The organism is Mesorhizobium sp. BHscii, from assembly GCF_053848065.1.
This window is the reverse complement of the sequence record NZ_JBSPKW010000003.1, coordinates 221781-243985: the sequence shown is the minus strand read 5'-3', so window position 1 is coordinate 243985 and position 22205 is coordinate 221781. Positions and strand designations below refer to the sequence as shown.

17 protein-coding genes and 2 tRNA genes are annotated in these 22205 nt (G+C 61.1%); 4 read left to right on the top strand and 15 right to left on the bottom strand.

Annotated features, from left to right (window positions below; all coding sequences use genetic code 11):
* Positions 1 to 7: 7 nt before the first annotated feature.
* From ACWTU7_RS06370 to ACWTU7_RS06330, 9 genes are all read right to left on the bottom strand, one after another.
* Positions 8 to 268, bottom strand: a complete 261-nt coding sequence (locus tag ACWTU7_RS06370; protein WP_029353536.1) for an acyl carrier protein — start codon at positions 266 to 268, stop codon at positions 8 to 10.
* Positions 269 to 285: 17 nt separating this feature from the next.
* Positions 286 to 2223, bottom strand: coding sequence for an asparagine synthase (glutamine-hydrolyzing) (asnB, locus tag ACWTU7_RS06365; protein WP_455838169.1), 1938 nt, complete (start codon positions 2221 to 2223; stop codon positions 286 to 288).
* A 524-nt stretch (positions 2224 to 2747) separates the two neighbouring features.
* On the bottom strand, positions 2748 to 4127 hold the full coding sequence (locus tag ACWTU7_RS06360; RefSeq protein WP_455838168.1) for a virulence factor: 1380 nt from the start codon (positions 4125 to 4127) through the stop codon (positions 2748 to 2750).
* Entirely contained in the window at positions 4124 to 6832 is a 2709-nt protein-coding gene (mprF, locus tag ACWTU7_RS06355; RefSeq protein WP_455838167.1) for a bifunctional lysylphosphatidylglycerol flippase/synthetase MprF, read from the bottom strand. Before mprF ends, ACWTU7_RS06360 begins: the two co-directional genes overlap by 4 nt.
* A gap of 267 nt (positions 6833 to 7099) precedes the next feature.
* On the bottom strand, positions 7100 to 8572 hold the full coding sequence (locus tag ACWTU7_RS06350; protein ID WP_455838166.1) for a trypsin-like peptidase domain-containing protein: 1473 nt from the start codon (positions 8570 to 8572) through the stop codon (positions 7100 to 7102).
* 146 nt (positions 8573 to 8718) lie between these two features.
* Positions 8719 to 9783, bottom strand: coding sequence for a sensor histidine kinase (locus ACWTU7_RS06345; RefSeq protein WP_455838165.1), 1065 nt, complete (start codon positions 9781 to 9783; stop codon positions 8719 to 8721).
* Positions 9783 to 10220 carry a response regulator gene (locus ACWTU7_RS06340; protein ID WP_029353524.1) on the bottom strand — a complete coding sequence of 146 codons (438 nt, stop codon included), beginning with the start codon at positions 10218 to 10220 and terminating at the stop codon, positions 9783 to 9785. Before ACWTU7_RS06340 ends, ACWTU7_RS06345 begins: the two co-directional genes overlap by 1 nt.
* Positions 10217 to 11713 (bottom strand): sensor histidine kinase, encoded by a 1497-nt coding sequence (locus ACWTU7_RS06335; RefSeq protein ID WP_455838164.1) that lies wholly within the window; start codon positions 11711 to 11713, stop codon positions 10217 to 10219. Before ACWTU7_RS06335 ends, ACWTU7_RS06340 begins: the two co-directional genes overlap by 4 nt.
* Positions 11714 to 11819: 106 nt before the next feature.
* Complete coding sequence (locus tag ACWTU7_RS06330; RefSeq protein ID WP_455838163.1) at positions 11820 to 13100, bottom strand: MFS transporter; 1281 nt, start codon at positions 13098 to 13100, stop codon at positions 11820 to 11822.
* A gap of 356 nt (positions 13101 to 13456) precedes the next feature.
* Between ACWTU7_RS06330 and ACWTU7_RS06325 the strand changes: the two genes are divergently transcribed.
* Positions 13457 to 14851 (top strand): sigma-54-dependent transcriptional regulator, encoded by a 1395-nt coding sequence (locus ACWTU7_RS06325; protein ID WP_455838162.1) that lies wholly within the window; start codon positions 13457 to 13459, stop codon positions 14849 to 14851.
* Positions 14852 to 15069: 218 nt separating this feature from the next.
* Positions 15070 to 15861 carry a DUF1614 domain-containing protein gene (locus tag ACWTU7_RS06320; protein ID WP_455838303.1) on the top strand — a complete coding sequence of 264 codons (792 nt, stop codon included), beginning with the start codon at positions 15070 to 15072 and terminating at the stop codon, positions 15859 to 15861.
* A 368-nt stretch (positions 15862 to 16229) separates the two neighbouring features.
* Here ACWTU7_RS06320 and ACWTU7_RS06315 read toward each other — a convergent pair.
* Positions 16230 to 16305, bottom strand: a tRNA-Val gene (locus ACWTU7_RS06315).
* A 215-nt stretch (positions 16306 to 16520) separates the two neighbouring features.
* Here ACWTU7_RS06315 and ACWTU7_RS06310 point away from each other — a divergent pair.
* Positions 16521 to 16597 (top strand) — tRNA-Asp (locus tag ACWTU7_RS06310).
* Between the two features lie 93 nt (positions 16598 to 16690).
* Here the strand turns inward: ACWTU7_RS06310 and ACWTU7_RS06305 are convergent.
* Positions 16691 to 17221, bottom strand: a complete 531-nt coding sequence (locus tag ACWTU7_RS06305; RefSeq protein WP_455838302.1) for a DUF1003 domain-containing protein — start codon at positions 17219 to 17221, stop codon at positions 16691 to 16693.
* Positions 17222 to 17349: 128 nt separating this feature from the next.
* Entirely contained in the window at positions 17350 to 17694 is a 345-nt protein-coding gene (locus ACWTU7_RS06300) for an EF-hand domain-containing protein (RefSeq protein WP_135937348.1), read from the bottom strand.
* Between the two features lie 688 nt (positions 17695 to 18382).
* Between ACWTU7_RS06300 and ACWTU7_RS06295 the strand changes: the two genes are divergently transcribed.
* Positions 18383 to 19168: an ion transporter gene (locus ACWTU7_RS06295; RefSeq protein WP_292310470.1), complete on the top strand. Its 786-nt coding sequence runs from the start codon at positions 18383 to 18385 to the stop codon at positions 19166 to 19168.
* A gap of 332 nt (positions 19169 to 19500) precedes the next feature.
* On the opposite strand, the gene rbsK is transcribed toward ACWTU7_RS06295, so the two are convergent.
* The 3 genes from rbsK to ACWTU7_RS06280 all read right to left on the bottom strand — a co-directional run bounded on the left by rbsK (position 19501) and on the right by ACWTU7_RS06280 (position 22040).
* Positions 19501 to 20427 carry a ribokinase gene (rbsK, locus tag ACWTU7_RS06290; RefSeq protein ID WP_065008102.1) on the bottom strand — a complete coding sequence of 309 codons (927 nt, stop codon included), beginning with the start codon at positions 20425 to 20427 and terminating at the stop codon, positions 19501 to 19503.
* Between the two features lie 4 nt (positions 20428 to 20431).
* Positions 20432 to 20884, bottom strand: coding sequence for an RbsD/FucU family protein (locus ACWTU7_RS06285; protein ID WP_127316286.1), 453 nt, complete (start codon positions 20882 to 20884; stop codon positions 20432 to 20434).
* Between the two features lie 97 nt (positions 20885 to 20981).
* A complete protein-coding gene (locus tag ACWTU7_RS06280; protein WP_095521695.1) occupies positions 20982 to 22040 on the bottom strand; it encodes an ABC transporter ATP-binding protein in 1059 nt (352 codons plus the stop codon).
* Positions 22041 to 22205: the final 165 nt, after the last annotated feature.

Here is a 22205-nt window from a genome sequence, read left to right as displayed (position 1 = left end):
CGGGCACCTACGCTGCCAGCGCCTTTGCTCTCGCACTGATGAAGGATGAGAGACGTTCAATCGAATCCAGATTGGCCGGTACGACGTCGGAATCGACCATCGCTATACCGAAATCGTCTTCGATGAATGCCACCAATTCCAGCACGGCGGTCGAGTCGATGATGTCGTTCTCGATCAGCGAGTCTGTATCTGCAAGCTGGTATGACGTGTCGCCGAACAGGAAGTTGTCGACGATAAAAGTTCTGACCTTGTCCTTGATTGTAACCATTTTCTTTCCTTCCATCCTCAGGCTGCTCGTGCCGCACCGACCTCTTGGCCGGTGAAATTTTTCTGCCACAGCTGCGTCGACAAAATGCCGACGAAGGCCGCGTTGTCGCGAAACCCAGATACTGGCTGCGTGCGGCATTTCTCATGAAGGTTTGCCACCGCCTTGGCGTTGAATAGTCCGCCGGCAGCGATGCTCGCTTCGCTCAAGCAGTCGCGTACGTAATCCAGTTCTCCGGCTCCAACAAAGGAGCTGGCGTCCGGGGCTCGGTAAGGTTGTTTGGTGCGCCCCCGGATCGCCGTCGGAAGGAGGTGCTTGGCTGCCTTGCGAAGTATGTGCTTTTCCACCAATCCCTTCAGCTTCATCTCCGGCGGTAGTCTTGCCGCGAATGCCATCAAACGAGGATCGAGGAAAGGGAAACGTCCTTCGATTCCATGCGCCATCGCCATGCGATCGCCTTGGCTGGAGAGTATATAACCCGGCAGGAGGAAGCGGTTTTCGAGATATTGTGCCTGATGCAGTGGATGCCACAGGGAAAATGCTTGCGGCAGCTGGCTGACAAGGTCCTCAGCCGCGTCATAGCCCTTCAACGTCGCACGCAGGTCGCCGGAAAAGAAAATCTTCGCTGCCGCCGTGGTCTTGAAGCGCGGCCGATGCGAGAACAGCGGATCGTCGAGCGCAGTGTTACCGGCGCCGAAGAACGCAGCCAGGTACTCCACTGACTGCTGCTGCAGACCCGGCAGATAGGGATAAAGCCTGCGGAACAGCTGTGGCCTCATGCGCGATGCCGGCTGCCGCCCGCAGAACCGGCGAACACGCGCTTCCTTGAAGACATCGTAGCCTGCGAAGACCTCGTCGGCGCCCTCGCCAGTCAGCACCACTTTCAGGCCAGCCTGGCGAACGAGCCCGGACAACTGATAGAGGGGGGCCGGGGCCGTGCGGATGATCGGCCGCTCGGCAAAGCGGATGACTTCAGGGAAGACACCGGCGATATCGCCGGCACGGCAGGCAATGGTTCGATGATGGGTGCCAAGTGCTGAAGCCATCTCGGTCTGGAAGGCGCTTTCGTCGTGCTCGGCGCTGTCGAACGTCACGGAAAATGTCTGCAGCTTGAGAGGAGTCATGCCGGCGGCAAGCGCCGAGACAAGGGACGAATCGAGCCCGCCCGAAAGATAAGAACCGACCGGCACGTCGGCGCGCATGCGAAGCCTCACCGCATCGGTCAAAAGGGCCTGCAGCTCCTCGGCCGCATCGTCCTCGTTCGTGACCGTCGACGGCGCATCCCGATGCGGATAGTCGAGGTGCCAATAGCGTTTGACCGTGACTTGCCCCTGAGTCGCGATCATCACGCTTGCCGGCTCCAGCTCATGGATATTGCGGAAAGCCGTGCGGGGAGCGATCGGCGCCCACAGTGTAAATATCTGGTCGAGTGCAATCGGATCGATTTCGGCTGAGACGCCGGGGACCTTCATGAGGGCTTTGATCTCCGATGCGAAGTAAAGCACGCCGTCCTTGTTCGTGTAGAACAGCGGCCGGACACCCATCCGGTCTCGTGCAAGCACCATACGCCGACGCCTGTTATCCCATAGCGCGAAGGCGAAATCGCCGTTCAGAAGCGGCAGGCAGTCTTCGCCCATCTCGTCATACAGGTGCAGGATGACCTCTGTGTCGCTCGACGTACGGAAGCGCCGGCCCTTGGCTATCAGCCCTTCGCGCAGTTCCAGGTAGTTGAAAATCTCGCCGTTGAACGCAATGGTCAAGTTGCCCGATACGTCGGACATCGGCTGCTGGCCATCACCGATCCCGATTACAGATAGCCGCGCATGCCCGAGGCCAGCGTCGGGTGTTACAAATTTCCCTTGCTCATCCGGCCCGCGATGGGCGATCGCAGCTATCATGCGCGCAAGCAAAGCTTCCGCATCCCGGATCGAACCTAAATAGCCCCCGAATCCGCACATTACCTAAGACTCATATATCAGCGAGGTACGAAACATAACCTCAATAGTTTCCTCAAGCGTTAACCGGACAACCTCGACTAACACATGGTTAACAATAATTAAAAAACAAATGTACTTTTTTAGATTTATTACATCATCCATATACAGAAGTATATCTCAACGCTAAATGCAACTTTTGTTCGAGCAACGGCGCGCAGTCGCGTTGCCGCCCATGGCCGGCTCAGTGGGTCCGTCACAGATCGCTTGTTCGCTCGATGGATTTTGCAATCCCGAGCCGCCCCGATCTAACCCGACAAAAAGTGCGGAAACTAAAAAGCGCTTAGTTTGCCTCGAAGTCAGCGAGCGCATCCATCACGGAGTATACTCCACATGGCCGTTGATTGTCGCAATCATCCCCTGTCGAGCCGCGACCAAGCGCCGGCACTTGCATAAGACAACACACATACGGGGAGGTTCGCGAAAGTGATCTCGACAGGGTCGCCGGCTGGAGCCGCATCACCAGCCGGCTCCGCGCGGGAGCGCAGTCACTTCGCCGCCGCGAGTCGCCGGTCCAGCGCGTCGAGCACCCGACGCGTCAGGGCCTGATAGTCGCCATCGAAATGGTGACCTCCATTGATAGCGATCACACCGATGCCCAAGGATTTCAGCGCCGGACAGGCATCGTCCTCTTCCTCCGTGCCATAGATGCACTGCACGAGCGACGGATCGATCGCCTTGATGTCGTCGACCGGGTCGCCGGCGCTCCCCTCGCCTTCAGCGCCGAGCCAGCCGAGGACGGAAATCTTGTAGTCAGCCTGATGCGATAGCGCCATGAGCGTGACTTGGCGCACTACAGTGCGGGTCGCGGGCGGAAGCAGATTGTAGGTGCGCGGCAGGATATCGGCGCCGAAGGAATATCCGATCAGCAGCACGCTGCGGACATTCCAGCGCTTTCGATAATAGCTGATGATCCGGGCGAGATCGTCGGCGGTCGCCTGCGGCTGGCGCTCGGACCAGAAATAGCGGAGCGAATCGATCCCGACCACCGGCACACCCTGCTGCTGCAGGGCATTGCCGACCTCCCTGTCGATATCGCGCCAGCCACCATCGCCGGAATAGATCACGGCCATGGTGTCGCGTGACGGTTTCGCGTCGAGGACGGTGAGCGGCAGACCGAACGGGTTGTCTGTTTCGTCGCCCTCCTGCAGATATTCCGAGAGTGCGCCGGACAGGGCGGCATAGGCGTCGTCCTCCGTGTCCGTGGTTTCGATGTCCGGGTGCTTGTCCACCAGCGCGGCGACATGTTGACGCCCCTCGGCGGACGCCGCGGGTGAGAACGTGACGCTGACCGGGTCCGGCAAGGGGCCGTCCGTCAAGCCATATACCATACGGCCGCCCTTCGTCTCCTTCTCGGCCGGCGTGCAGAGCTGCTTGGTCAAGGCAATGCCCTCTTCGGGATCGACTGCGAGGGTCTTGCCGATCGTTGCGGCGGGAGATTGGGCGGCGATCGCCAGCGCCATAGCACCGCCGGCGCCGACCCCGGCGACGACCGGCGGCCGGTAGGCACCGCTAGCGGCGGCGCGTTGAACCTGCTGGCTCAAGGATTCGATATCCGAGACCGTGTAAATGCAATCTCCGTCGTCCTTGGCGAGCGCGGCCAGATAGGCCTTGAGATCGATGCCTACGACGATTGCATAATCGCCGGAAAGCGAGTGCGCAATAGCATCTTCCTTTTCCGTCCAGCCGTCCGCGCCGGAAAGCAGCACGACGAGCCCGGATGCGTCCTGCTTCGGCAACAATATATGTGGCGACGGGATCATGCCGGTGTCGAATCTCGCCTCTTCGGCCGCTGAGGGGAGGCTTGCCGCCGCAGCTATCAGCGTCGCCAAGGCAGCGCCTTTCCAGATCCTTGCTATGCGGGTCATTTCTTGATCACTCCCTTGATGCCGCCGCCGATCAGGAACGTCGCATCCATGAGCGCGAGGATGGGACTGAGACCGCCGCTCGCCGCCAGATAGCGGGGCTGCCAGTGCGGGTGGAACTTCGACTTGAAGGCGCGCAGACCTTTGAAGTTGTAGAAGCGCTCGCCGTGCTCGTAGAAGGTCCGGCCGGCGCGATCCCAGACCGGCGCCGTGCTGCGGGAGGACATGCCGGAAAGCGGCGCCATGCCGAGATTGAAGCGCCGGTAGCCTTGCGCCTTGAGGTATTCCATCAGTTGCGCGAACAGGAAGTCCATCGACCCCTTCGGCGCCTCCGACGAAAAACGCATGAGGTCGACCGAGCCCTGCTCCCTCGTGCCCGTGAGGAGGATGTTAGCGAATGCGACGATGCGCCCCTTGCATTTAAGGATCGCAACCGGCTGCGTTACGAGATATTGCGGATCGAAGGCGCCGAGCGAAAAGCCCTTCTCCCGCGCATTGTGATGGGCAAGCCAGGCATCGGAGATGGCGGCGAGTTCCGGCAGGATGGCCGGCACGTCCGCGGGGTCCACCACCGAGAACTCCAGACCATCGCGCTGGCCGCGGCCCACCTGGTGGCGCAAGGTCGCCCATTTGCCGCCCTTCATCTCGAAGCGCGTGAGATCGACCTCTGCAAGCTCACCGAGGCGGAAGGCCCTCAAGCCTGCATCGGCGTAATAGGCAAGCCCGCGCGGAGAAACCTGGTAGAAGACTGCCCGGCAGCCATTGGATCGTGCCGTCTCGATGAACTGCCAGATGAGGTCCGGCCAGGCTTCACCCGGACCAACAGGATCGAAAAGCGCGACCCAGGAGCGCCCCCAGCGGCCGTACATGATGAAGGCGCGGCCGTCGGCAGAGAACATGATGCTCTTGTCACCCATGCGCACGAGATTGGCGTCTGACATGTCCTGCGTCTCGAGGATGGCGATCGCCCGCTCCATATCCTCATTGGAGGCCGGCGCGATAGCAGTCGCGGCTGGACGCATCAGACTCCAGATCGCCACCGCGCTCGCGCCGATCGTCACTCCGAGCAGCGCACGAAGACCCCGCGGCGCCTCCGCCGAGAATTCGAACTGCCACCAGAGCTCGTGGCTGTATTCGACATTGCGATAGACGAACAGCAGGACGACGAAGGCGCCGAGGCAGACAACGCCGAGTGCCGTCAGCCAAGGTACGGTCAGGGCCTGACCGAAGAGCGAGGCTCGATGAACGAAAAGGCGCCGGCTTGCCAGCAGGCCGACGAGGAAGAAGGCAAGCATGCCGGCCTCCACGAGCGCCACCGCCTTCAGCAGCGAAAGCATGAGTGCCGCGGCCGCGAGCACGACCGATCCCCACCAAGCCCCGTCGAGGCGCAGCGCCAGGCCACGCGCGACGATGAAGAGCGCGAGGCCCAAAATGCTCGCGAGGAAGTGCGCGCCTTCGATGATGGGGAGCGAGACGTAATTCGCGAGGAAGGCGAGATTCTCGTCCGGTGTCGGCGTCACGCTGGAAAGCACCAGCATGAGAGAGAGGACGATCGCGAGTGTGGCGAGCAGAAGCGGCGTCATTCGACGGCCGGCACGGCGGATGCTTGAAGCCACCGGATGGCCGGCGAGCTGGCGAACCTCCATGCCGATGATCACGACGATGGCGATCAGCAGCGGCAGCACATGATAGATGACGCGATAGAGGACGAGCGCGCCAAGGATCGCGTCGACATCGGCCGCATGCCCAAGCGTCGCGACGATCACGGTCTCGAAAACACCGAGCCCGGCAGGCACGTGGCTGAGCACGCCGAGCCCGACGGCGATGGAGTAAATGGCAAGAAAAGCCGGCCAGCCGATCGTTCCGGTCGGCAGGAGCACATAGAGAACCGTGGCGGATGCCGCGAGATCGAGCGCCGTCACCAGGAACTGACGCGACGATGTCCTGGAATCCGGTAGGCGCAGAGTGAAGCGACCAATGCTCACCTCATGGCCGCTGCGCCCGGCTATCTGGACCGCGAGCAGGCCGGCAAGCACGATGCCGGCTATCGTACGCAGCCAGAACGCATCGAGGCCGGTGAGCGGCGCGACGTATTCGCCGACGGCAAGCAGGCTCAGACACGCGACGGCCGCGAGGCCCAGCCCGAAGGCGAGTGTCACGAACGCGATAACGCGGGCAATGTCGTCAGGCGCTAGGCCGAGCCGTGAATAGGATCGATATCGGATCGCGCCGCCGCTCAACGGCCCGAAGCCCGCGGTGTTGCCGACCGCATACGCGCAGGCGGCCGTCAGCGCGACATCCGCATAGGGGAGCTTGCGCCGAATATAGTCGAGGGCGCCGACGTCGTAGAAGGTCAGCGCCAGGAAACTCAAGCCGGTGAACAGAATGGCCGCAACCACTGAACGCCAGCTCGTATCGGCTAGTGCCGAGACGACGTCGTCATATCGGACCTCTGCCGTCAGATGGAAGATCGCGGCTCCGAAGAGCGCGATCACGACGAGCGTGCCGATGGCGGAGAGATAGTGTTGGTTGCGCCTCAGGAACAGCCACCTCCCGGTTCCAGTCAACCGAATCTGATTTGCTTCAGCCCTGCTGGTGTCGGCGCCGGTGGCGAGAAGTACCGGCACCTTGGCTGCGAGCGGCGCGATCGCTATTCCGCCGAGCATCGAGCCGAGAGCGACCATGGCGATGACAACCCGGCTATACATTACATGCACTCCCGCTTTCTGGGAGCGAGGCATGAGGAAATCATGCTCATTCCCTTCTATGATAAGGACCCGGTTCCATGAATTCGGAGGCTCGCGCCGAGCCCGCAAAGCTGTGGACACCGCTGCATCTCAGAAGAACTGGGTCGGCAGATCGAGGGGCTACGTGCAGCCCGCATGTTGCGGGCTGCAGATCCTGGAGTCCCTCCAATCCAAGACAACTAACGAGCCCCGGGTTCGGGCCCCGTTAGGGATGAGCCTGCGACTGGGTTACGCGTGGTCGAGAGGCAGTGCGACGAAACGGGTGGTGCCGCCCGACTGGACCCGCACCAGCGCAGCAGACTTGCCTTCCTTCCGGAGCGACATCAGGTCCTGGCGGAAATCCTTGGCATTCGACACCGCCTTGCCGCCGACGTCGAGGATGATGTCGCCGGTGGAGAGACCATGCTGTGCGGCCTCGCCATTCGGATCGACGGCGACGACGACCATGCCTTTTTGGCCGGGACCGGCCACCTTGCTTGCCGGAGCAATCAGAAAACCGAGATTCTGCTCGTTGGGCGGTACGCTGCCGCTGTCGTTTGCCGCGACGACCTCAGGAGTACGATCGGCGGGCATCGTGCCGAGTGTCAGCGAGATGTCCTGCACTGCGCCATTGCGGAGCACGCTCAAAGTCGCTGAACTGCCTGGCGCCATCCTTCCGATCTTCTGCGCCAGTTCACGCGGATCGTTGATCGCGGTGCCGTCGACGGCGGTGATGACATCGCCCGGCTTGACACCGGCCTTCGCCGCCGGCCCGTTCGGCTCGGCCTCGTCGATGAGCGCGCCCTTCGCCTGTTTCAGCCCGAGGCTGTCGGCGATATCCGGGGTGATCTGCTGTTGCTGGATGCCGAGCCAGCCGCGGGTGATATAGCCCTTGTCCTTCAATTCGGCGATCACGGCTTTTGCCGTATCGGCCGGAATGTCGAAGCCGATGCCGACCGAACCTCCAGAGGGCGAGAAGATCGCCGTGTTGACACCGATCACATCGCCGTTGACGTCGAAGGCAGGCCCGCCCGAATTGCCGCGATTGATCGGCGCATCGATCTGGATGAAATCGTCATAGGGACCGGCGCCGATATCGCGCCCCTCGGCGGAAACAATGCCGGCAGTGACCGTGCCGCCGAGGCCATAGGGGTTGCCGATCGCGATCACCCAGTTGCCGACACGCGGCCGCTCGTCGGCAAATTTGACATGCGGAAAATCGCTGCCGTCGACCTTGATCAGGGCAAGGTCGGTCTTCGGATCGGTGCCGACGACCTTTGCGCTGTAATTCTGCCCGTCATTGGTCGTGACCTCGACCAATTTGGCATGATCGACGACATGATTGTTGGTCACGGCATAGCCGTCCGCCGAGATGAAGAAGCCGGAGCCCTGGCCGATTATCACTCCGCTTCCGCCACCGCTATCGGGAGAACCGTCTTGACCCTCGTCTGCGGTCTGTTGCGACCCGTCGAGTTCCACCCGCACGGAAATGACCGCAGGCTTCACCCGCGCAACAATATCGGCAAAATCGCCCGGCTCAGCCGCGGCTGGTGGTGTTGCCGCCTGCGCCGCAGCATTCCAGCCCGGCGCATTAGCACGGTGTAGCGCGACGGGTTCCATCACGATCGCCGCGAGACTCAGCACGGAGACGGACGAAAGGGCTGCCAGAGCCGCCGTCAAGCGGCGAGCCCGCGAGTTCTTGGTTTTTACAGATCTGGCCATGACATGTTTCCTTCTAGTAAGTCGAAGTTGCCGATCGCGGCTATCAAAGGTGATGCACACGGTGTGCCAGATACTAGAGATTGATTTTTCGTGATATTTTCCGACTGATGGGCGATTAGCAGTGGATATCAACCACTCGGATGTGGCTAATCCACCACTTGTGTGGCCTCGGCTCCGGGAAAATCGACAACGACCCGGGTGCCACGGTCGCTTGCGTGGACGGTGACAACGGCTCCGAGCTTCACCGCCATCGCCTCGATGATAAGTTGTCCAAGCCCTGTGGAACCCTCTGCGGAACGTGATCGGGTACCTATTCCATCATCCTCTACGCAAAGGCGAATGTCGCTTCCGGACGGCGCATGCAGAGCCACGCGAACGGGACCCTTCCCGGAGGGGTACGCGTGTTTCATCACGTTGATGATCAATTCGGTAACAATAACGCCCACCGCTACGGCACGGTCCGGGTCAACCGCGACCGGATCGGCCGCAAGCGAGAGCCACCCGTTGCCGGCAGCGGAGGCGCCAATATCTGCGACGAGCGCGTGGAGATAGCTGTCGAGTGCGACTGTGCGCACATCGTCTGACGTATAGAGGCGTTTGTGCACCTGGGCGATGGCAAGCACACGGCCATAGGCGGAGGCGAGAGCGCCCTTTACGTGCGCATCGTGGCTCATGTCGCTTTGCATCAGGAGGAAGGAAGAGACAAGTTGCAGACTGTTGCCGACCCGATGGTTCACTTCGCGAAGCAGCACGGCTCTTTCGGCCGCGAGTGCCTCAAACCGGTCACGGGTGACGCGGACCTCCGCTTCCGCCTCCTCCTTTTCGCGCTGCAGCTTCGCCTGAGCCAGGGCGCCCTCGATTGCTACCCGCAATAGCGCGAGAAACTCGCCACCGACATCCTTGATGACGTAGTCTGCCGCGCCTGCCTTCAGCGCCGCGATCGCCACCCGCCCCTCCTCCGAGCCGGTCACATAGACCACCGGCGGTGCATCGGGATCAGCGCGGATGGAGGCGAGCGTCTGAAGCCCATCCTGGCCCGGCATGTAATGATCGAGCGCCACGACATCTATGCCGCCTGCGCGCAAGCGGCGAAGCCCCTCCTCTCCTGTCGCTGCGAGCTGAACTCTATAACCGTGCCGCTCGAACTCCTTGCTGACCAGGCGCCGAAGGGCGGGATCGTCGTCTATATAAAGGAGCCGGATCGGCGCCATCACGAATTCTCTGCCACTTGGATAACCGAGAAGAAGAGCCCCAATTGCCGGATGGAATGGGCGAAGCTTTCATATTCGACCGGCTTGGTAATGTAGACGTTGCAGCCAAGATCATAGCACCGCCTAATCTCGTCCTGATCGTCCGTCGTTGTCAAAATCACCACGGGCGAACGCTTCAGATGCTCGTCTGCTTTGATGCGTTTCAGAATGTCAACGCCCGACATATCCGGCAGGTTGAGGTCGAGCAGTATGAGCAGTGCCCGGCCGGCGTGCGTGCTGCCCGCGCCATTTCCACCGAACAGATAGGCAATCGCGCTCGTGCCGTCGCGGAACGCGACAATGTCGTTGCGTACGCCGGCCCGTCTAATATTTTTCTCGATAAGGCGCGCGTGGCCCTCATCGTCCTCGATCATCACAATCGTGACATGGGTAGTCATTGGTTTTTCTCCGGCAAATTGCCCGACGCGTGGCGCGGCAGCGTCACCGCGAAGGTGCTCCCCCGACCAGCATCGGAACGGACGGTAATGGCGCCGCCGAGGCGACGGACAAGAGTTCGTACATATGTGAGGCCAATCCCCTCCCCCGGACGGTCCTGAGGGCCCGAGCGGCGAAATATCTCGAAGATACGTTCGCGGTCCTTGGGATCGATGCCGCGTCCGTTGTCATTCACCTCGTAGACGAGCTCCGACGCCGTCGCTCGACCGGTCACACGGATCTCGCCCGGCGTGTCGTCGCGCAGGTACTTCAAGGCGTTCTCCAGGAGATTGGCGAAGATCTGCTCGAGAGCAAGGCGGTCGCCGACGCATGGCGGCAAGGGCTCGATCGTGATCGAAGCGCCGGCCTCCTGTGCCTGATAACTGAACCCATCGGCCGCTGCACGGGCGAGCTCCGTCATGTCGATTTGTTCCAGACGGAGCTCGCGGCGGCCTTCGCGGGTGAGCTTGAGAATGGCCTTGATGAGCCGGTCCATGCGCGTGATCGAGCTTTTGATAAACCCCAGCGCTTCAGCAAATTCCAGCGCAAGCCGCTCATCCGGCTCCGAATCGACTTCAAGGCGCGCCCTGAGCAAGGAAATGCGTCCGAAGAGCTCCTTGCGCAGCACTTCCAGCTCACCCGTAAAGCCCATGATGTTGACGAGCGGCGAGCGTAAGTCGTGGCTGACGATATGGGCGAATTGCTGGATTTCCTCGTTGGCTTCCCGCAGTTCGGCGGTGCGTTTCGCAACCGTTGCCTCGAGAGACTCGTTTGCCTGTTCCAGCGCTCTCTGGGCGGTCTTCAGCCGGCTCGTCGAGTGACGCACCAGGGCAACCGAGGTCGCCGCCAGGGCAATGATTAGGGATGCTCCGAAAAGGCTCGCGACCAGGAGCAGGTGAGCGGTGCTCTGCGAAGCGCCGATCGCTTGTGAAAGCAACTGCTGTTCGTGCCGGACAAGTTGCGCAATAATCGTCCGAATGTCCTCGGCTCGTGACTGCACCAGCGCATCACTTCCAAGAGAGGGGGAACGCTCGAGCTCGCCGCTTTCCCGTTTAGCAACGGCCTCTTCGAGAAGAGCGACTTCCGCCGTTACGGCCGCGTCAAGCTTTGCGACAAGCGGCAGACGGCTTTCCTCCCCCACGTTACCAGATAGTGCCGCCTTGGCTTCAGCCAGTGCAATTTTCACCGCCTCCACGTCGGCGAGAAAGGCGTCACGATAACGTTCAGCTCCGGTAAGCAGCAATCCGCGCTGATCGCTTTCGGCCCGCCAGATCTGACCCTGCAAATCAAGAAGTTTTTCCTTGGCGTTGAGGGTCCAGATCACCTGCCTGGAATCACCGCGCGACTGGGCCACCAACCATACGGATGTTCCGCTGATCATCACAAGGATCGCGAAGCCGAGCGCGAGAAGGAAGGGTTGGCGGGCGGCGAGAGAAGGAGAAGATCTCGACATCATGTTGGCACTCCCCCTTCCAATCCGCGCGATTGCAAGCTGCCACGGCTCACTGTTGATCGAGGTCGGGCGTTACGCACAGCAAACATGTTCCACAACGGTTCAACGATCAGGACGACGCGACGGCGTCTCTTTCCAACCGGCTGCTATCCCCGCTCCTATTATCGTCTTGCGCTCTTCCGAATTCGACTCCTTTCGCCTCCACACCGAAGCCGGCCAGAAGCACAACAGCGACGGCGACGACGCCGACGACCATGGCAAAAGCGAAAGCATAGTCACCGTTGTAGTGCTCGGCGAGCCCAGCCTGCAGAGTTGCATTGGCGGAGGCGAGGAGGTTGCCTAGTTGATAGGTGAAGCCCGGGAACGTGCCGCGGATTTCGTCGGGCGACAGTTCGTTAAGGTGCGCGGGGATGATGCCCCATGCGCCCTGGACAGCGAACTGCATGAGGAACGCGCCGAGCGCCAGCAGCAGCGGACCGGATGAGTACACCCAAAGCGGAATAACGGGAATGGCAAGTAGGGCTGCGAGCACGATAGCGCGCCGGCGGCCGATCCTTTCCGACAAGAGGCCGAAGGTGATGCCGCCAAAGATCGCGCCGACATTGTAAACCACGGCGATCGCTCCAACGGTCGTCGTTGAGAACTTTTGCTGCACCTCGAGGAAGGTTGGATAGAGATCCTGCGTGCCGTGGCTAAAGAAGTTGAAGGCTGTCATCAGGAGAATCGTATAGATTGCCAGGCCCGCGTGCCGCCGCAGTGTGCGCCACAAGGCGCTCCGATCGGGCTTTTGGCGGCGCGCCAGGAAGACGGGCGATTCGTCGATATTTGAGCGGACATAGAACACAATGAGCGCAGGCAGCGCGCCGATCATGAACATACCCCGCCAACCGACCAGCGGAAAAAGCAGGTAGAAGGCAAGAGAGGCCAGGAGATAGCCCGCCGGGTAGCCGGCCTGTAGGAGCCCGGAAACGAGGCCGCGAGTCTTCGGCGGGATCGTCTCCATCGTCAACGACGCCCCAACGCCCCATTCACCGCCCATCGCGATGCCATAGAGCGCTCGCAGAATGATGAGCATGGTCAAGGTCGGTGCGAAGCCGGACGCGAATTCAAGTGCCGAATAGAGGAGGATATTGACCATCAGTACCGGCCGACGGCCAAAGCGGTCGGCGGCGTAGCCGAAGATGAGCGCTCCCAAGGGCCGCATGGCGAGCGTCAGCGTGAGAGCAATCGTGACCCGTTCAATGTCTGTCCCGAATTCCTCAGCCACATATTTCATGACAAAGACAAGGATGAAGAAGTCGAATGCGTCGAGCATCCAGCCAAGAAAACTCGCGACGACGGCGTTGCGCTGCGGCGAGGTCAGTGAGCGCAGATCTGATGGTATTGGCATGTTTTCCTCCTGGTTAGGCGGTTCGCGGCGGCACTGAGTTGGTGCGGCGTCGCTGCGATCATGTGACGCAGACCCAGCGCGCCGGTTTGTCCAGGATGATGGCGCGCATCTTTTTTGCCTCATTAGCGCTGCCGCCGTGGACCAGGATCACCAATCAAGGAACGGGCCAACAGCCCGATTGGGGCTTTCGATCAGCTTTTCCAAGGAAACCCGCATCGCCGAACCTTCACGGTCCCGCCTGCTATGGTTTTCGGATCTGGGCCACTTCAGCCATTGGTGGTTTTCAACCACCTCTGTAGGAGGTAGCGTAAACAAACCACAGCCAGGATCGCGCAGCCGCCGAAAGTCGAAGTACGATGAGTGACGAGCTTCTGATCATCGAGGACGACGCCATGCTCGGCATCGACCTCAAACGATATTTCGAACGCGTGGGCTGGAGGACGCGCCTCGTCCGCAGCCTCGAGGAAGCGGGCTCTTTCGTCTTCGGGTCTGGCTATGAAGGGCTCGTCGTGCTGTCGGATCTGCACTTGCCCGACGGTAACGCGCTCGACCTCTTGGAACGTGCCCGCCGCGAGGGCGACAGCCGCGAATGGATATTCCTCACCGGCTTCGGCGAGGCACCGGATGCGGAGCGAGCCAAGTGTCTCGGCGCGTTCGATTTTCTGACCAAGCCAATGGATCGCGACCGGCTCGAGCGCATCGTTGCCGCAGCGCGGCGCGGCGCGCGCGCCCAGAGGCGGATCGCCGACGAAGCTTCGCAGCAGCGCAATCGCTTCAGCCCGGCCGCCTTCATCGGTCGCAGCAAGGATGCCGCGCGCGTACGCGATACGCTTGAAAGGCTGTGCCAAATCCCGCTCAGCAGTGTCATCATCTCGGGGGAGACCGGCACCGGCAAAGGCCTTGCGGCGCGGATCCTGCATCACAGCGGCACGCGCGCCGACGGCCCTCTCGTCGAGGTTAACTGCGCAGCCTTGCCGCGCGACCTCGTGGAGTCCGAGCTTTTCGGCCATGAGGCCGGTGCCTTTACCGGAGCGAAAGGCAGCCATCGCGGCTTCATGGAACAGGCGAGCGAAGGCACACTGTTTCTCGACGAAATCGGCGAACTCAATCTCGACCTTCAGGCAAAACTCCTCAAGGCGCTCGAGGACAAGGCGATCCGCCGCGTCGGCGGCGAGCGGATGATACCCGTCGACGTGCATGTCGTGGTGGCGAGCAACCGAAATCTGCCGGAACTCGTGGCCGAAAAAGCCTTTCGGGCGGATCTCTATCACCGCCTCAGCGTTTTCCAGCTCGATCTGCCTCCATTGCGGGCCCGCAAATCGGATATCGACGAGATCGTCGACGGTCTCATTCGCGAGTTCAACGCGATTGCCGGCAAGCGGGTTAAACGCGTTCCTCAATCCGTGCGCGCGCTCCTTGCCGCATACGACTGGCCGGGAAACGTCCGCGAACTGCGCAATGTGGTGGAGCGGTCGGTGCTTCTTTCCACCGGCGAAGAGCTGCCGGGCGAGTGGCTGCAAATCGCGCCGGCCGGTGCCCTCCCGAAGACGATGGCTTCAGGCGACGTCATCTCTCTTCCGTTGGACGGCTCCATGACATTCGATGCGATGGAGAAGTTGATAGTGGAGTCGATCCTGCAGCGCGAGGGCTACAATGTCGTGGCCGCAGCGCGGAGGCTTGGCCTCACGCGCGAAACCCTACGGTACCGCATGGCTCGCCATAACCTGCAGCGGCAGAACGCGCCACGCTGAGAGCCACGCAAGCCACCGATGAGTGGTGGATATCCACCTTCCACTCTCCGGTCCCAGCCCAATAGCGTAAGCCCGACAAACGCTTAGCCCACTGGCCCGGCGCTTGCTTCCATTGCTGCGGCGGGCCGCTCCGGTTGCCCGCGGGGTAGTCGTTGAATGGAGGCAAATCGGTGCCGGCCATGTCGACAGAACACTCGCCCGTATATCAGGAGGCTTCGATGCGTTTGAGCCAACTTCACTATCTCCCTCTTCCTGCGCCTCTTTTTTTCGCGCTGGCGCTGTCGTTCCTTGTTCTGGTGGCGCTGATTCAGCTCGGAGTGTTGCAATATGCGTACACACGCCTCGGTATCAGCGCCCGTGCTGCGCTGCTCCTTCTCCTCGGCTCACTTCTCGGCAGCTACCTCAATCTTCCTCTGGCGGAATTGCCTGGTCAGGAAGTCCTCTCCGGCCGAGTGGTGGATTACTTCGGCATGCGTTATTTCGTGCCAGTCGTCCTCGATTGGCCTGGGACCATCATCGCGGTGAATGTCGGCGGGGCGCTGATCCCGATATTGATGTCAATCTATCTGCTTTCGAAAAACGGACTGTGGGGCCGCGGCTTGCTGGCGACTGCCGTCGTCGCCGCCGTCTGCCACTGGCTGGCTCGACCGGTGCCCGGGCTCGGCATTGCGTTGCCGGTGTTCGTTCCCGCGATCAGCACCGGTCTCGTGGCTCTGCTGCTTTCCCGACAATATGCGGCGCCGCTTGCTTACGTCGGCGGCAGCCTCGGCACACTCGCCGGCGCGGACCTGCTCAATCTCGGAAATCTGCAAGGACTTGGCGCGCCCGTCGCCTCGATCGGCGGCGCCGGAACATTCGACGGGATCTTCGTCACTGCGATCCTTGCCGTGCTCATCGCGAGCCTCTCTCGCGGTCTGCGCGGCTCGCCGTCGAGCCGGCTGTCCTCAGCCGCGACAATGCCGGAAGCGCCTACATACGGACCCCCTGAGGCTGGTGGTCGTCACCCATAAATACAAAGGGGGCGCGGGAGTGATTGCCAACATCGGCAGCATGGGCGAACTCATTTCGTGGATGATTTACATCGGCCTGAGCGTTTCCACGCTATCTGGCTCGCGTGAGCGACAGGGTTAGTCCAAATTCCCAGATCCCGGAGGATCGCCCTCTGACTGAAGATGGCCTAGGCCCTTGGACGGGCCGCCATTCTTTTCGTTGCGCTTTCAATTAGGGCATGGAAATCGCCGTTACAAACCCGAGGTGATCCGGCGAGGCATTTTTGTTCTCACCCAACCAGCCCAAGTTTGCTATTTTGTAGCTAGTAAGCAGCATTCGAACTGAAGCCTAAAGGCCGAAAACCAGAAATTATGATGTGTAATCAAACTGGTGGGCGATGACGGGCTCGAACCGCCGACATCTTCGGTGTAAACGAAGCGCTCTACCAACTGAGCTAATCGCCCGCTCCGGGCCGGACCTTTAAGCAGTTAGGACGGGGTTCGCAAGGCCAAATGAGCGCACGATGCCCTCACCGTTGATCGTTTTCGGCAACAAAATTCGGCTTGTCAAAAAACCTTCTCCTGTTTGCTGTTATGCTGTCGCGCTCCGCTTGACACCCGGTGGCTTACGCCTTATCCACCGCCCCAACGACGAACACGGCTGACCGTGCTCGTCTTGCGCGGGTGTAGCTCAGTTGGTTAGAGTGCCGGCCTGTCACGCCGGAGGTCGCGGGTTCGAGCCCCGTCACTCGCGCCATTTTCAATCACTTAGCTGATTGGAAATGAAAAAGACTCTGAATGCCGGACCGGCAATTCAGATGTTCGTGTCGACCTTGGCACGCAATAAATTCTAGCTTTTGGTCTGGTTTTCAGAGACCCGTTCGATTTGGCTCATCACCGCTTGAGGATCCACGTTCTGAGCTAGCTGGGGCAGTTCGTCATCTGCTGGCGTCGGTACCTTCAAACGCTCCGTCAGAGCGGACATCATTTCGATCAGTCGCGTGGTTTCGTGCTCGTTGAGCAGGCTGATTTGCAGATCCAGCTCAGCGCGGCGCTCGCTGAGCTCAGCCATTCTGTTCTGGTTGATCAGTACAAAGGTGGACAGGAAGATCGCCTCAACCGAGGCTACCATTGCCAATATCACAAAACTTGGGTCCCAGGGTGGAATAGCCCGGATCGCCCCAAGGTTCAGCACGACCCAGACGATCAGGATTGCAAGGTGCAGGTACACGAATGACATGCTCCCCGCGAAACGGGAAATGACGCCGGCAATTCGATCTTGAAACGCCCGACGCTGCTCCTGCTCTCGTCGATGGTCAACCAGAGCCTGAATGTTGTTGTGGAGGACCGACTGCATGTCGGCGGATTGTGGCGCGGCCATAAACATCAAGGCCTGACTTTAAGCGCTAGAGGCGCCCGGGTTTTCCCGACAAACTTGCCAACGAGACCAGCCATTTCCGAACTCCTTTCCCGAATTTTCGTCCAGGAACGCGCAAGACTTGCAGTGATTTATTCACCCGTTTCGTCGGCGCCTCCGTGGAAGAAGGATCGGATTTCCTCCCTGTCGACGCTGTCATCGCCGTTCTCGTCAACGGCGTTGAATATCCGCCCGATGAAATCCTGAACTTCGGTTTGAGAAAGCGCACCATCGCCGTCGGCGTCCACTATGGCGAACATCATTCGCATCCGTGCGCCATGCATCATCCCGCCTCCCATTCGGCGCCCGTCATGCGGACCTCTGCGGAAATCGCGATGCCAACGGTCGCCACCTCGTCGTTCTGCTCGGGGCCGGCGATGCTCTTGCATTCTCTCCTCCAGCATCTCGGTCATCATCTGACGCATCATATTGCGCATGGAGTCTTCGGTTGGCCCGCTCACTCCTGGCGCTGGCTCTGAGCCACGATCCTGTGCAGGTGCGGCGGGCGCAGGTGGGCTCGTCTGGGATACTGCCGGGGAAGCCAGCATAGCCAACGCCGCGGCAACTGCTGTGGTCTTGCTTGCTAATGTCATCGTATTCTCCTTGGAGAATGGGGGACCGAACGTGTCGGCATCCAAGCCAAACCCGCTGCTCCCCGCATGGTTCCTGGCGAGTTGGTAGATGATCGCTGTGTGCCGGTTCATCCTTCCAGGAAAATGCGGTCCCTACAGAGACATAGCGCAGCGATTCGCTTTAACAGCGGGCCAGAAGGCTGTTTCCGACGGGGCTGTTTGGGCCTTGTGGCGGTTACGTTCGAGCCCGAGGGGCTCTCGACCCCTGGCGAGTAACGCCTCACACCGGCGGCTTATCCACCGCCTCGACGACGAACGCGGCTGACACGTTCTCGTCTATGCGCGGGTGTAGCTCAGTGGGAGTGCCGGCCTGTCACGCAGGAGGTCGGGGGTGGTCTTGGTTCCTTAATACAAAAAGTTTCCACTTTCGGTTTCCGGAGAGTTTCAACTTTTTGTATTTGTTGCGTTCCAAGCCTGTCATATGCGTTTGAGCATTGGATTTTCCCGAACCCGGTTCCCACTTTGGGTCCGATGCTCTAACGGAGAAGAAGCCTTGGACGCCCTGAAATCGCTCATCGAATCGCGCCATTTCGACCTCACGATCATGGTCCTGATCCTGATCAACGCCGTCACGCTCGGCCTCGAAACCTCGCCCGATGCGATTGCTGTTTTTGGCCCGCTTCTAACGGCCATCGACCGCGCGATCCTCGGCGTCTTCGTGCTCGAACTCGCGATCCGGGTGGTCGTCTACAGGACGAATTTCTTCCGCGATCCATGGCGCATCTTCGACCTTTTCGTCGTCGGTTTCGCGCTCATCCCCGCGACCGGTTCGCTCTCCGTGCTGCGGGCGCTGCGCATCCTGCGGGTCCTGCGCCTGATCAGCATCGTTCCGTCGCTGCGCCGTGTCGTCACCGGCTTCATCACCGCCCTGCCCGGCATGGGCTCGATCATGCTGTTGCTTGGGCTGGTGTTCTACGTCTTTGCGGTGATGGCGACGAAGCTCTACGGCTCGTCCTTTCCCGAACTGTTCGGCGGCATACCGGAATCGCTCTTCACGCTTTTCCAGGTTATGACTCTCGAAGGCTGGTCGGACGGCGTGGTGCGCCCGGTCATGGCGGTCTATCCGACCGCCTGGCTGTTCTTCATCCCCTTCATCATCGCGACGTCGTTCACCGTGCTCAATCTGTTCATCGGCGTGATCGTTTCGGCGATGGAGGCCGAGCATGAGGCGGTAGAATCGGCCGACAGGGCAACGCTGCACAGCGATCAGGCCATCATCCTCGCGGAGTTACAGGCGCTGCGGGCAGAGGTTCGCGAATTGTCCGGCGTTCGCGGCTAGATCGCCTCATTCGGCGCGACAGGTACTTCCCGGCGAGCATTGCAAAACACAGCCATTCCTATCCGTCGGCGGCTTCTGATGGTGTGGTGCCGTGAAAAAGCCCGCCGCTCCATTTGCGAAGCGGCGGCCCCCCCAAATTGCCCCCGATTGCCAGGTCAAGGTGCCCCCCGGCATTGCTGACCGTGCAATTGCGGCGCCAGACCCAGTGATCCATTACGGGACACCTATGCCAATGACGCAAGATAGGTTTGCCGATTCATATTAACTGTGGCTAATATGTCACCGTGGTCGGAACGGACTAAAGTCGAGAGCGCCGGCGAGGCTGGGCGGCCTCACCCCTTGGCGAGCAATGCCTCGACCTCTTGTAGCGTCGGCATCGACGGCGCCGTGCCGGGCCGGGTGACCGAAATGCCGGCGACGGCGCAGGCGAAGCGGACCGCTTGCAGCGGTTCCACCTCTCTCGCAAGTGCTGCGGCCAAGCCGCCATTGAAGGCGTCGCCTGCTCCGGTGGTCTCGACCACAGCGCCGGCATTGATCGCGCCGACATAGTCGGAGCGGCTGGCCGTTTGCAACAGCGCGCCTTTGTCGCCGAGTGTTACAATGACCGCGCCGACGCCCTTTTCGAGCAGGCTGTCGGCGGCGCGGCGGGCGTCGTCGATGGAAGACACCTTGATACCGGTCAGTTCCTCGGCCTCGGTCTCGTTCGGCGTGACATAGTCGCAGAGCGTATAGATGCGGTCAGGAAGCTTTGCCGCCGGCGCCGGGTTGAGGATCGTCGTCACGCCTGCCCCGCGCGCGATCTCTAACGCTCGCATCGCCGCCTCGATCGGCTGCTCGAGCTGGGTGACGAAGACGCCCGCCGAGCGGATCAGGCCGGCGTTAGCCTCGATGTCGTCGGGCGAAATCAGCATGGCCGCACCCGGACTGACGATGATGGCGTTGTTGCCGGTGGTCTCCTCGACGAAGATATAGGCCGCACCCGTATAACTCTCCGGCGTGTCGATGACGGCGCTCTTCACCCCGGCCTGCGCCCAGGTCTGCCTGGCCATATCGGCAAAGGGATCGACGCCGAGGCGCGTCAGGAAAGTGATGTCGGCACCGAGACGGCCGGCCGCAACCGCCTGGTTGGAGCCCTTGCCGCCGGGGCCAAGCGTGAAGGAAGTTCCAAGGAGCGTCTCGCCCATGCGCGGCTGGCGGGCGGCGCGGTAGGCAGTGTCGGCGACGAAGACGCCCAGTATGACGACAGGCTTGCCTGGCATCTCCTTACTCCGCATCCGGCGGAACGACGCCCTTGCGGAAGGCGAAACAGCCATAGAAGCGGCGCTCGCCGGTCTGGATGACGCAATAGGCCTTTTTGGCACGTTCGTAGAAGGCGTAGCGTTCGACCGAAATCATCGGCCATGGCTTGCCCTCCGCCGCGTCGATCTCGTCTTGCACTTGCCTCTGCACTGCGGGAATCTCATCCGGCTTGCCGACGATCTCCATGCGGGCGGCCGCATCGTCGACGAAACTGTCCAGCGGATAGAGCGACAGCACCGCCTTGACCACGTCCGCGGCCGGCGCATCGATGCGCAGCAGTCGGCCGAGGACGGTCTGGCGGGCCACCGAATCGGAGGGGAAATTGGTGTCGGCGATGATCAAATCGTCGCCGTGGCCCATCGCCCGCAGCGCCTGGAGCACATCGGCATTGAGCAGCGGATTGATCCCTTTGAGCATGGCATTCCTCCCGAACGGGCTTTTGATGTGAAACCTAGCGCGTGATCCCGAAAAAGTGATGTCGGTTTCGGATAAGATCATGCGCAAATTCAAAGTGTTATAGACGACGGCCGGTCTCTGCGTCGAAGAGGTGGACCTGGTCCAGCCGTGGTTTCAGGTGAAGCGTGTCGCCCGGCTTGAAGTCGTGGCGCTCACGGAACAGCGCCACCATCTCGCCCTCGCCGAAACGCAGAAACACCAGCGTTTCGGAACCGGTCGGCTCAACCACGGAAATCTTTGCCGGCACGCCGTCGGGGTGGATTTCGAGATGCTCGGGCCGTACGCCGTAGACTACCTTGCGGCCATCCTCTACGGCGCTGTTCGCGGCGATAGGGAACGGCGTCCCGGCGATCTCGACGACAGGCTTGTCGCCCTTGCGCACCACGCCCTTGAGCAAGTTCATCGAGGGCGAGCCGATGAAGCCGGCGACGAACAGATTAGCCGGCCGGTCGAACAGTTCCAGCGGCGCGCCGACCTGCTCGATACGGCCGTCGCGCATCACGACGATCTTGTCGGCCATGGTCATGGCTTCGATCTGGTCGTGCGTGACATAGATGGTGGTGGTCTTCAGCCGCTGGTGCAGTTCCTTGATCTCGGTGCGCATCTGCACACGCAGCTTCGCGTCGAGATTGGAGAGCGGCTCGTCGAACAGGAACACCTGCGGGTTGCGCACGATGGCGCGGCCCATGGCGACGCGCTGGCGCTGCCCGCCCGAGAGCTGGCGCGGATAGCGCTTGAGATAGGGATTGAGGTCGAGGATATCGGCGGCGCGCTTGACCCGCTCGGCGACCACAGCCGGATCGGTCTTCCGCAGCTTCAGTGCAAAGGCCATGTTCTGCTCGACCGTCTTGTGCGGATAGAGTGCGTAATTCTGGAACACCATGGCGATGTCGCGCTTGGCCGGCGGCAGATGATTGACGACACGGTCGCCGATGGCGATTGTGCCGCCTGAAACGGTCTCCAGCCCCGCCACCATCCTGAGCAGCGTGGACTTGCCGCACCCGGAAGGACCGACCAGCACCACGAACTGCCCGTCGGCGATGTCAACGCTGACATCGTGCAGGACCTTGACGGTTCCGAACGCCTTGGCCACATTGCTGATCGCGACTTGAGCCATGGGCCCCCCTTTCGTTGCGGTGAAGCTAAACAACGCAAACGGCGAGGGCAAGTCAGTCTTTTATAGATAAAAAACCCCATCCTCGTTGACACGGCACTTGGTTGTGAGAATAGTGAAAGGGCTCGGGTTATGACCCTGTTCCGGGCGCGCCGGCACACTAGTTCG